Here is an 11,937-nt window from a genome sequence, read left to right as displayed (position 1 = left end):
CCCATGAGCCAACAACCATCGCGCGCCGGCACGTTCGGCGCAATACTGCGGGTAACCAGCGGTAATTTTCTTGAGCAGTTCGACTTTTTTCTGTTTGGTTTTTACGCCACTTATATTGCGAAAACGTTTTTCCCGGCAGAAAGTGAATTCGCCTCTTTAATGCTCACGTTTGCCGTCTTCGGCTCCGGCTTTTTGATGCGTCCCGTCGGGGCGATTGTGCTGGGTTCGTATATCGACAGAATTGGCCGCCGTAAAGGGTTAATGGTAACGCTGGCGATCATGGGTTGCGGTACGCTGCTGATCGCCCTCGTGCCTGGCTACCAGACCATTGGCGTACTGGCGCCAGTGCTGGTGCTGCTGGGCCGATTGTTGCAGGGATTTTCCGCCGGCGTGGAGCTGGGCGGCGTTTCCGTTTATCTTTCAGAGATCGCCACGCCGGGCAATAAAGGTTTCTATACCAGCTGGCAGTCGGCCAGCCAACAGGTGGCGATTGTGGTGGCTGCGCTGATCGGCTACGGTCTGAACGTCACGCTCGGGCACGATGAAATCTCTGAATGGGGCTGGCGCATTCCGTTCTTTATTGGCTGCATGATCATTCCGCTCATTTTTGTACTGCGCCGTTCGCTACAAGAAACCGAAGCCTTTATCCAGCGTAAGCACCGCCCCGATACCCGGGAAATACTGACCACCATTGCGAAAAACTGGCGCATCGTCACCGCTGGTACGCTGTTGGTGGCAATGACCACCACCACTTTTTATTTTATTACCGTTTATACGCCCACCTACGGCCGTGCCGTTCTGCATCTGAGCGCGCGTGACAGCCTGATAGTCACCATGCTGGTCGGGATTTCTAACTTTATCTGGCTGCCTATTGGCGGCGCGATCTCCGATAAAATCGGCCGTCGTCCGGTGTTGATGGGGATTACTCTGCTTGCGCTCATCACGACCTGGCCGGTGATGCACTGGCTGACCGCCGCGCCGGATTTCACCCGTATGACCCTGGTGCTACTGTGGTTCTCGTTCTTTTTTGGCATGTATAACGGCGCGATGGTCGCCGCGCTGACCGAAGTGATGCCGGTCTACGTACGAACGGTGGGGTTTTCGCTGGCGTTCAGCCTTGCGACGGCCATTTTCGGGGGGCTGACTCCCGCAATTTCTACTGCGTTGGTTGAGATGACCGGTGATAAAAGTTCGCCAGGATGGTGGCTGATGTGCGCAGCACTATGTGGTTTCGCCGCGACGGCTATGCTGTTTGTTCGCCTGAGCCGCAGTTACCACCCCGTAGAGAATTAAGCCAGAAAACAGGGGCGGAGACCCTCTCCGCCCCCTGGGTTATTTGGCGCTATTGTTGCTGCGGATTTCCTGCCAGATCTTGTCACAATCGGCTTTTACCGCCTGATCGTTACCGGTACGCGTCGCCTGTATGCACTGCTGGTAATCCAGTACGCGAACGCTTTCCTGACGGGTAAACTGCTCGTGCTGTTTCTCTTTCTTCAGCACCGCTAAAACGCTCTGGCAGGCTTCGATTTTTTCTGGCGATCCCTGCGCCGTATTGATGCAGGCGCTGTACGCCTCTTTCAGACGGCTGTCTTCTTTTGGCGCCGTCGTCGTTGTGCAGGCCACCAGTCCCGAAGCCATCACGGCGATGAGTATCAGTTTTTTCATAGAACAGTCCTCAACGGTGCGGCAGGCGCATGGCCCGCCGCGTATGGGCATTAGAAGATGGTGAACGGGGCAATGACGATAAATTTCACGTCACGCTCATCCTGGAAGATGTTGCCGTAACCACCGCCCCAGCTTGGGATGTTGGAGTGGTTGTCATACTCAGTGAAGTGCAGTTTAAACATGGTGCCTTTGGCGCGTCCGTCCTGCAGGGTATAGACCGCATCCAGGCTGTAAGATGATTCCTCGATAGTGCGGTTTTTGTCGTAGTACGCATCAGGATTGCTCTGCCAGGTGGACGGCTTCGCATCCCAGGCATACACATAAGACGCCCCCACTGCCCAACCTGGCAGGTTCCAGTTTTTCAGGTCATACATCGCGCCGAAGAAGACCGCTTTTTCGCCGTTGGCGTTGAAGTCAGAACGGTTATCCCACCAGATATCCAGACGACCGTTGGAGGAGGCATAAGTCGGGGTCATACGCTGCAGGAAGTAACCCTGCTGCCCTTCCGCTTTCACCCAGGTGCCTTCCAGACGCAGGTCAACCACTTCCGCGACCTTGTAGCCGAAGGTTAACGCCTGCAGCCAGGCTGTACCGTCGTAAATATCGTTTGTGCTACGATCATCCACTTTGTCACGCGCACCGTAGAACTGGTAGCTGGTCGTCAGCGGGTTGCCGCCTAAATCAAACTTATAGCTGGCTTTCGCGAAGTACTGATCGACATAGCCTTCAGACTGTCCAAATGCCGCTTCCAGCACCAGGTCGTTTTTGAAATCATATTTCGCGCCGACGGAATGGAGGTAATCGACCTTAGTCTTTTTATCGGCCTGATAGAATTTGTCGACCTCGGTGTGCCACGGCGCTTTGTATTCGTTGGCCCACATATAGGAGAAGCTCAGCGCGCCCGCATCGCCGTAGTCAAAGTTCGCCCCGGCTTCGGCACCCTGATAGGTGCCCGGCATAAAGCTCCAGTGCGGTGCTAACAGCGTTTGTCCGGTTGGCTGAATATACCCCGCGCGCGCCCAGGCGGGGCCATACTTAAATTTCGCCGCCGCTTTATACAGGCTTACTCCGCTTTTATCGCCCGAGTAATCTTCGTCGTAGCCTTTATTCTTTTTCGAGAAGGCAATTTCGTTGGGGTGACCGCTGTCGCCGTTTTCCGCCATTTCGATAGCGGTGAAGGCCGCGATATCGAGGCCAAACATATCAGCCGCGTAGCCGGACTGGAAATCCAGGTTGGCGTTCCAGGTCGCATGAGAAAGGTTCGTTTTATATTTGTCTTCGTCGGTAACGTCTTTACGATCGCGCTCGCGCTGCCAGTAATAGATCCCGCCCGTCAGAGTGGAGTCATCAAAAAAACCTTCGGCATGAGCGTGTGGAACAACAACCAAGCCCGACATTGCTGTGATACCGGCGATAGCCAGCGCCAGCGCACTACGTTTGCCACTGAACGTACGCATGTGTTAATCCTCTTTGACGTTTTAAAGTGCTGTCGCCAACGGCTAACAGCCAAAAAATAAAAGTGAAAAGTAGCATTGAGAAAGACCTCGCTGACTACAATGAATAGACTATTTTTCGCGACGCGAATTATCAATACCTTTCTGTAACGAGAATGTAAGAGTATGAGCAACCGCACATATTTCATCGCGTTCTGTTACATTTCATTCATTTGATCAAAAAAGCGGAAGATCAGAAAAAATTACTTGTTTTCCAGAAAGATGAAATCGGTTACATCACGATAAGCATTGATGAAATCAATTTGTTATGTAAAAAGATTTGTTAAGCAGAATATTTAAGAAACGATAATTAATTCGCTTCGAAAAAAGAGAGTTGAGGGCAAAAAAAAACGCCGCTGAACGCGGCGTTTGAGAGACAAGTTGCGACTTATTCGCCGACTTTCGCCCAGGTGTCACGCAGGCCGACGGTACGGTTAAAGACCAGTTTCTCGGCGGTAGCATAACGGCTGTCCAGACAGAAGTACCCTTCGCGCTCAAACTGGAACGCTTTACCGGCGACCGCCTCTTTCAGCGATGGTTCGGCATAACCCTGTTTGATGACCAGCGATTCCGGGTTCATTACGGACAGGAAATCTTCCGCCGCGCCAGGGTTCGGCACGCTGAACAGACGATCGTAGAGACGAATTTCAACCGGCAGCGCGTGCGCCGCGCTCACCCAGTGAATCACGCCCTTCACTTTACGGCCATCTGCCGGATCTTTGCTAAGGGTGTCGGCGTCGTAGGTACAGAAGATGGTGGTGATAGTGCCTTCGGCGTCTTTTTCCACGCGCTCAGCTTTCACCACGTAGGCGTTACGCAGGCGTACTTCTTTCCCCATGACCAGACGCTTGTACTGCTTGTTCGCTTCTTCACGGAAGTCCGCGCGGTCAATCCAGATCTCGCCGCTGAACGGCACTTGACGACTGCCCATTTCCGGTTTGTTCGGATGATTCGGCATCGTGACCTGTTCGCTCTCGCCCTGCGGGTAGTTTTCGATCACCAGTTTCACCGGATCGATTACCGCCATCGCGCGCGGCGCGTTTTCATTAAGATCTTCGCGAATGCAGGATTCGAGCGACGCCATCTCAATGGTGTTGTCCTGCTTGGTCACGCCGATACGTTTGCAAAACTCGCGAATCGCGGCGGCGGTATAACCACGGCGGCGAAGACCGGAAATGGTCGGCATACGCGGGTCGTCCCAACCCTCCACATGCTTGTCGGTCACCAGCAGGTTCAGCTTACGCTTGGACATCACGGTGTATTCCAGATTCAGGCGCGAGAATTCATACTGACGCGGGTGAACCGGAATCGTGATGTTGTCCAGCACCCAGTCGTACAGGCGACGGTTGTCCTGGAATTCCAGCGTACACAGCGAGTGGGTAATACCTTCCAGCGCATCGCTGATGCAGTGGGTGAAGTCGTACATCGGATAGATGCACCACTTGGTGCCGGTCTGGTGATGCTCCGCGAACTTAATACGGTACAGCACCGGATCGCGCATCACGATGAACGGCGACGCCATGTCGATTTTCGCGCGCAGGCAGGCTTTGCCTTCTTCGAAACCGCCGGTACGCATTTTTTCGAACAGCGCGAGGTTTTCGTCCACGCTGCGATCGCGGAACGGGCTGTTCTTACCCGGCTGAGTCAGGGTGCCGCGGTATTCGCGGATCTGCTCTGGCGTCAGTTCATCAACGTAAGCCAGACCTTTGGTGATCAGCTCAACCGCGTAGGCATGCAGCTGATCGAAGTAATCGGAGGAGTAGCGAACCTCGCCAGACCAGTGAAAACCTAACCACTCAACGTCGTTTTTGATCGAATCAACGTACTCGATATCTTCTTTTACCGGGTTAGTGTCATCGAAACGCAGGTTGCACTGGCCCTGATAATCTTGCGCGATGCCAAAGTTCAGGCAAATGGATTTCGCGTGGCCAATGTGCAGATAGCCATTTGGCTCCGGCGGAAAACGGGTATGTACCGTGGTGTGCTTACCACTGGCCAGATCTTCATCGATGATCTGACGAATAAAGTTACTCGGGCGGGCTTCAGCCTCACTCATCGTGGATTCCTCAAAGCGTAAACAACGTATAACGGCATATGATCTTATAAGCCGGACAGACTGACAACCTTTAGTTACGCAAAATACGTCTCAAACGAAAATATGGGGACCATTTGCTGCAAAAAAAAGCGGCGAAGGTTTGCCTCCGCCGCTTAAGGTCGCTGTGATGTTGTCGGAACCCGGTTTTCGCCTTATCCGACCCGGACCTTTTTATTTACCTTTGATTTCATACAGTGGAGTTTGACCCGCCACGACGTGACCTTCGGCTTTCACTACCAGCGCGCTGAAGTCGTCGATGTTGCTGCACACCACCGGACTTATCATGGAGCGCGCGTTCGCGTTCAGATAGTCCAGATCCATTTCCAGGATCGGCTGGCCTGCGGTCACTTCAGCCCCTTCTTCAACCAGGCGTTTAAAGCCCTGGCCATTCAGCGCAACGGTATCGATCCCCATGTGGACCACGATTTCCGCGCCTTTCTCTGTTTCCAGGCAGAATGCGTGGTTGGTATTGAAGATTTTCACGATGGTTCCCGCTGCCGGAGAAACCACGGTTTTGTCCGTCGGTTTAACCGCCACGCCGTCACCGACCGCTTTGCTGGCGAACGCCTCGTCAGGCACCTGATCTAACGCCACCACGTCACCGGTAATCGGGGAAACCAGTTCAGCAATGGTCACCGCATTGGGTACCGCCTGCGGCTTCTGGGCCGGGGTTGCTGTTGCCGTAGGCGCGGCATCCGCCGAGGCTGCGGCAACCGGACCACGCGCAACGACTTTTTTCATCGCGTCGCCAATGGATTCTGCTTTCGCCCCGACAATAACCTGAATGGTTTGTTTGTTCAGTTTCACCACGCCGGACGCGCCCAGGCGTTTACACATTGCATCGCTCACCCTGGCGGAGTCGCCAACGGTCAGACGCAGACGGGTGATACAGGCATCAATGGCTTTCAGGTTATCCGTACCGCCGACCGCTGCGATGTAGCTGGTCGCCAGTTGCGTCAGACCTTCTTCCGTATTGCTGTTCGCTTCTTCAGTCACCACCTCGTCTTCTTTATCTTCGCGGCCCGGCGTTTTCAGGTTAAACATACGAATAACCGCGCTGAACAACAGGAAGTAAATGACGAAGAACGCCAGCCCCATAACCAGCAGCATCCAGACGTTCTGGCTCGCCGCGGGCAGGCTGTACATCAACACGTAGTCGATAGCGCCCGCAGAGAACGAGAAGCCCGCGTGGATCCCCAATAGCGTGGCGATAAACAGGCTGATGCCGGTCAGAATCGCGTGCAGGAGATACAGCAGCGGCGCAAGGAACATAAACAGGAATTCCAGCGGCTCAGTCACGCCGGTCAGGAACGCAGTGATGGCGACGGACAGCAGCATACCGCCTACCATCGGACGACGCGCTTTCGGGGCAGCGAAGTACATCGCCAGTGCCGCGCCCGGCAGACCAAACATCATGATCGGGAAGAAGCCGGACATGAACATCCCGGCAGTGCCGTCACCCGCGTAGAAGCGGTTGATATCGCCGTGGAAAACGGTACCGGCAGCGTTGGTGAATTCACCAATCTGGAACCAGGCGATGGTGTTCAGCACCTGATGCAGACCGGTTGGGATCAGCAGACGGTTGATGAAACCAAAAATACCGGAGCCGAGCGCGCCTGCGGACACGATCCATTCACCGCCAGCATGAATAGCATGCTGAACCGGCGGCCAGACGTAGCCGAAAATCGCCGCCAGCACCAGGCAGAAAAAGCCCGTAGCAATCGGCACAAAGCGTTTGCCGCCGAAGAAGCTCAGGAAGTCAGGCAGCTTGATATCCGCCCAACGGTTGTAGACAGCGCCGCCCACCAGGCCGGTAATGATACCCGCCAGCACACCCATGTTGATTTCCGGGTTGATGGTGACCATCGCTTTAGTCAGTACGAAATAACCGACCGCCCCTGCCAGCGCTGCCGCACCCGCGCTGTCTTTGGACCAGCTGGATGCCACACCGATGGCGAAGATCAGCGCGAGGTTATCAAAAATCGCCCCACCCGCCTGCGCGATAAAGGCGACGTTCAGTAAATCTGGTTGGCCGAATCGCAGCAACAGCGCCGCCACCGGCAGCACCGCGATAGGGAGCTGTAACGCCCTACCCAGTCGCTGGAAAAAACCTAGAATGTTCATCTTATTCCCCCTACGAGACCCCGATATGGCCATTCAGGCCGTATTTTTATGTGTGTAGCTCAACTTCTCAGCGTGATGTTCCGGCAAATACGTTGTTAGATCATCTCCTGCAAGAGTGTGTGAAAATTTAATTCGTATCGCAAATTAAAAGCGTGTTTTTTGTGAGTACAGTCACCAAATATCGTTATTATCTCTCCCTGTCACTGGCTAACTTTGAAAACTTATTTTATCATTCAAAAAATCAAGACGGATTGACTCCAATCGCGACAGACCAGGTTACGCTTTAAGGTGCACAGACGCGCAATCCGCCAACGGCTTACATTTACTTTCTGAGGTGAAGAATGAGACTGATTCCCCTGACTACCGCTGAACAAGTCGGCAAATGGGCTGCCCGCCATATCGTTAACCGTATCAATGCGTTCAAACCGACAGCCGATCGTCCGTTTGTGCTGGGTCTGCCGACGGGCGGCACGCCAATGACCGCTTACAAAGCCTTAGTGGAAATGCACAAAGCGGGCCAGGTCAGCTTCAAACATGTGGTGACGTTCAATATGGACGAATATGTCGGCCTGCCAAAGGAACATCCGGAAAGCTACCACAGCTTCATGCACCGCAATTTCTTTGATCACGTTGATATTCCAGCAGAAAACATCAACCTGCTCAATGGTAACGCGCCAGATATTGACGCGGAATGCCGTCAATATGAAGAAAAAATCCGTTCTTACGGTAAAATCCACCTGTTTATGGGCGGCGTCGGTAACGACGGTCATATCGCATTTAACGAACCGGCTTCTTCCCTGGCTTCCCGTACCCGTATTAAAACCCTGACCCACGATACGCGCGTGGCAAACTCCCGTTTCTTCGACGGTGATGTGGATCTGGTGCCTAAATATGCGCTGACCGTTGGCGTGGGGACTCTGCTGGATGCCGAAGAAGTGATGATTCTGGTGCTGGGCCATCAGAAAGCCCAGGCTCTGCAGGCCGCCGTTGAAGGCAACGTCAACCACATGTGGACCATCAGTTGCCTGCAGCTGCACCCGAAAGCCGTGGTGGTCTGCGATGAGCCGTCAACGATGGAACTGAAAGTTAAGACGCTGAAATATTTCAACGAGTTAGAAGCCGAAAATATTAAAGGTCTGTAATGTTGTCTCCGCCCTGCCACTGCGTTCAGGGCGGCATATTTTTGAAATCGGGGGTCGGAATGTATGCTTTAACCCAGGGTCGGATCTTTACCGGCCACGAAATTCTTGATGACCATGCGATTGTTGTCGCCAATGGCCTGATTGACAGCGTTTGTCCGGTGGCGGAACTGCCGCACGGGATCGAACAACGTTCACTGAACGGGGCCATTCTTTCCCCCGGTTTTATCGACGTTCAGCTTAACGGCTGCGGCGGCGTACAGTTCAACGATACCGCAGACGCCGTTACCGTTGAAACGCTGGAAATCATGCAGAAAGCCAACGAGAAATCGGGCTGCACCAACTATCTGCCAACGCTGATCACCACCAGCGACGAACTGATGAAGCAAGGCATTCGCGTTATGCGTGAATACCTGGCGAAACACCCGAACCAGGCGCTGGGTCTCCATCTGGAAGGCCCGTGGCTGAATCTGGTTAAAAAAGGCACCCACAACCCGAACTTTGTTCGTCAGCCGGACGCTGCGCTGGTGGACTACCTGTGCGATAATGCCGACGTCATCACCAAAGTTACGCTGGCGCCGGAAATGGTGCCTGCTGAAGTCATCAGCAAACTGGCGAATGCCGGCATCGTGGTTTCTGCCGGACACTCTAACGCCACGCTTAAAGAAGCCAAAGCCGGTTTCCGCGCAGGTATCCGCTTTGCCACGCACCTGTTTAACGCTATGCCGTACATTACCGGCCGTGAACCGGGTCTGGCGGGGGCTGTTCTCGACGATGCGGACATTTATTGCGGCGTGATTGCCGACGGCCTGCACGTTGACTACGCCAATATCCGCAACGCCAAACGTCTTAAAGGCGATAAGCTGTGTCTGGTAACGGATGCGACAGCGCCCGCAGGTGCGAATATTGAACAGTTCATTTTTGCTGGTAAAACAATATACTACCGCAATGGATTGTGTGTGGATGAAAACGGTACGCTAAGCGGTTCATCGTTAACCATGATCGAAGGCGTGCGTAACCTGGTTGAGCACTGCGGCATTGCGCTCGACGAAGTGCTGCGCATGGCGACGCTCTATCCGGCGCGCGCGATTGGCGTAGAAAAACAGCTCGGCAGCATCGCGCCGGGTAAAGTGGCGAACCTGACCGCGTTTACCCACGACTTTAAAATCATCAAGACCATCGTTAATGGTAACGAGGTCGTTACTGAGTAAGAGAAAGTATGACACCAGGCGGACAAGCTCAAATAGGTAATGTTGATCTCGTAAAACAGCTTAACAGCGCGGCCGTTTACCGCCTGATTGACCAGCATGGGCCAATCTCGCGGATTCAGATTGCCGAACAAAGCCAGCTTGCTCCCGCCAGCGTAACCAAAATTACGCGTCAACTGATTGAACGCGGGCTGATCAAAGAAGTCGATCAGCAGGCCTCCACCGGGGGCCGCCGCGCGATCTCTATTGTTACCGAAACCCGCGGTTTCCACGCCATCGGCGTACGTCTGGGACGCCATGACGCGACCATTACCCTGTTCGATCTCAGCAGTAAAGTATTGGCGGAGGAGCATTACCCGCTGCCCGAACGTACTCAGGAGACGCTGGAACATGCGTTGCTCAATGCAATTACAGCCTTTATTGACGGCAACCAGCGCAAAATTCGCGAACTGATCGCCATTTCGGTGATCCTGCCGGGCCTTGTCGATCCGGAAAGCGGCATGATTCATTACATGCCGCATATTCAGGTTGAAAACTGGGGACTGGTCGATGCGCTGGAAACCCGTTTTCGCGTCACCTGTTTTGTCGGTCACGACATCCGCAGCCTCGCGCTGGCAGAGCACTATTTCGGCGCAAGCCAGGACTGTGAAGACTCCATTCTGGTGCGCGTGCACCGCGGCACCGGCGCCGGGATCATCTCTAATGGCCGAATTTTCATTGGCCGTAACGGCAACGTCGGCGAGATCGGCCACATTCAGGTTGAGCCGCTGGGCGAGCGTTGCCACTGCGGCAACTTCGGCTGTCTGGAGACCATTGCGGCTAACGCCGCGATCGAACACCGTGTGCAAAACCTGCTCAAACAGGGCTATCAGAGCCGTGTTTCGCTAAATGACTGCAACATCAAAACCATCTGTAAAGCGGCAAACAAAGGCGACAGCCTGGCCTCGGAAGTGATCGAGCACGTAGGGCGGCATTTGGGCAAAACTATCGCCATTGCCATTAACCTGTTTAATCCGCAGAAGATTGTGATTGCCGGTGAAATTACCGAAGCGGATAAAGTCCTGTTGCCCGCAATCGAAAGTTGCATCAATACGCAGGCGCTGAAGGCGTTTCGCCAGAATCTGCCAGTGGTGCGCTCTACGCTGGATCACCGCTCCGCTATCGGCGCATTCGCCCTTGTGAAGCGTGCCATGCTGAACGGCATTTTGCTCCAGCATTTGCTGGAAAACTGATGCGCTTTTATAGTATCGGATTCATAACCATTTCCCTGGGTAGTTCATGACCATTAAAAATGTCATTTGTGATATCGATGGCGTGCTGATGCACGATAACGTCGCCGTCCCCGGCGCAGCAGAATTTCTGACCGGCATTATTGAAAAAGGTCTGCCGCTGGTGCTGTTGACCAATTACCCGTCGCAAACCGGGCAGGATCTGGCGAACCGCTTCGCCACCGCCGGCGTCAATGTCCCTGACAGCGTGTTTTATACCTCAGCCATGGCCACCGCCGACTTCCTGCGTCGTCAGGAAGGGAAAAAGGCTTACGTGGTGGGCGAAGGGGCGCTGATCCACGAACTGTATAAAGCCGGGTTCACCATCACCGACGTCAACCCGGATTTTGTGATTGTGGGCGAAACCCGTTCCTATAACTGGGACATGATGCATAAAGCGGCATACTTCGTGGCGAACGGCGCACGCTTTATCGCCACCAATCCGGACACCCACGGTCGCGGTTTTTACCCGGCCTGCGGCGCCCTGTGCGCCGGTATTGAGAAAATTTCCGGACGTAAGCCGTTCTACGTCGGCAAACCCAGCCCGTGGATCATTCGCGCCGCGCTGAACAAAATGCAGGCGCACTCGGAAGAGACGGTGATTGTCGGTGACAATCTGCGCACCGACATTCTTGCCGGATTCCAGGCGGGACTTGAAACCATCCTGGTGCTTTCCGGCGTTTCTACGCTTGATGATATTGACAGTATGCCGTTCCGTCCGAGCTGGATTTACCCCTCCGTCGCCGAGATCGACGTTATTTAACGCCAACCGTTGCCTGATGACGTTTCGCTTATCAGGCCTACGGCCAAGCCACGCCACATCCAATAAAATCGCCTTAAAATTGTCGATTCATTAATAAATCCGCTCATTACGTACTCTTTTTTCATCATTCCATAATCGCTGTTGCGTTTTTTCTTTTTTACCCGGCAAAAGTATTGCGCCCT

The 11,937-nt window shown here is 54.0% G+C and carries 9 protein-coding genes; 5 read left to right on the top strand and 4 right to left on the bottom strand.

Going from position 1 to position 11,937, the window contains the following annotated elements; genetic code table 11:
- The first annotated feature begins 3 nt into the window (after positions 1–3).
- A complete protein-coding gene (gene tcuC, locus OOJ60_RS00755) occupies positions 4–1,293 on the top strand; it encodes a tricarballylate/proton symporter TcuC (RefSeq protein WP_042285430.1) in 1,290 nt (429 codons plus the stop codon).
- A 39-nt stretch (positions 1,294–1,332) separates the two neighbouring features.
- Here the strand turns inward: tcuC and chiQ are convergent, their stop codons facing one another.
- The 4 genes from chiQ to nagE all read right to left on the bottom strand — a co-directional run bounded on the left by chiQ (position 1,333) and on the right by nagE (position 7,377).
- The gene (gene chiQ, locus OOJ60_RS00750; RefSeq protein WP_042285432.1) at positions 1,333–1,665 is read right to left on the bottom strand and encodes a ChiQ/YbfN family lipoprotein; all 333 of its coding nucleotides are present in this window, start codon (positions 1,663–1,665) and stop codon (positions 1,333–1,335) included.
- Between the two features lie 50 nt (positions 1,666–1,715).
- Positions 1,716–3,122 (bottom strand): chitoporin ChiP, encoded by a 1,407-nt coding sequence (gene chiP / locus OOJ60_RS00745; protein WP_042285435.1) that lies wholly within the window; start codon positions 3,120–3,122, stop codon positions 1,716–1,718.
- A 424-nt stretch (positions 3,123–3,546) separates the two neighbouring features.
- Positions 3,547–5,214, bottom strand: coding sequence for a glutamine--tRNA ligase (glnS, locus tag OOJ60_RS00740; RefSeq protein WP_042285437.1), 1,668 nt, complete (start codon positions 5,212–5,214; stop codon positions 3,547–3,549).
- A gap of 210 nt (positions 5,215–5,424) precedes the next feature.
- On the bottom strand, positions 5,425–7,377 hold the full coding sequence (gene nagE / locus OOJ60_RS00735; RefSeq protein WP_199956447.1) for a PTS N-acetyl glucosamine transporter subunit IIABC: 1,953 nt from the start codon (positions 7,375–7,377) through the stop codon (positions 5,425–5,427).
- 341 nt (positions 7,378–7,718) lie between these two features.
- On the opposite strand from nagE, the gene nagB reads away from it, so the two are divergent.
- The 4 genes from nagB to nagD are packed head-to-tail and all read left to right on the top strand — an operon-like array spanning position 7,719 to position 11,755.
- Complete coding sequence (gene nagB, locus OOJ60_RS00730; protein ID WP_205611760.1) at positions 7,719–8,519, top strand: glucosamine-6-phosphate deaminase; 801 nt, start codon at positions 7,719–7,721, stop codon at positions 8,517–8,519.
- 59 nt (positions 8,520–8,578) lie between these two features.
- Positions 8,579–9,727: an N-acetylglucosamine-6-phosphate deacetylase gene (gene nagA / locus OOJ60_RS00725; RefSeq protein ID WP_042285443.1), complete on the top strand. Its 1,149-nt coding sequence runs from the start codon at positions 8,579–8,581 to the stop codon at positions 9,725–9,727.
- A gap of 8 nt (positions 9,728–9,735) precedes the next feature.
- On the top strand, positions 9,736–10,956 hold the full coding sequence (gene nagC / locus OOJ60_RS00720) for a DNA-binding transcriptional regulator NagC (protein ID WP_060568900.1): 1,221 nt from the start codon (positions 9,736–9,738) through the stop codon (positions 10,954–10,956).
- Positions 10,957–11,002: 46 nt separating this feature from the next.
- A complete protein-coding gene (gene nagD / locus OOJ60_RS00715) occupies positions 11,003–11,755 on the top strand; it encodes a ribonucleotide monophosphatase NagD (RefSeq protein ID WP_042285447.1) in 753 nt (250 codons plus the stop codon).
- Positions 11,756–11,937 lie beyond the last annotated feature (182 nt).

Source organism: Citrobacter sp. R4 (assembly GCF_026719175.1).
Classification (GTDB): Bacteria; Pseudomonadota; Gammaproteobacteria; order Enterobacterales; family Enterobacteriaceae; genus Citrobacter_A; species Citrobacter_A sedlakii.
The sequence above is the reverse complement of the archived record's forward strand: the minus strand, read 5'-3'. Positions and strand labels throughout refer to the sequence as shown.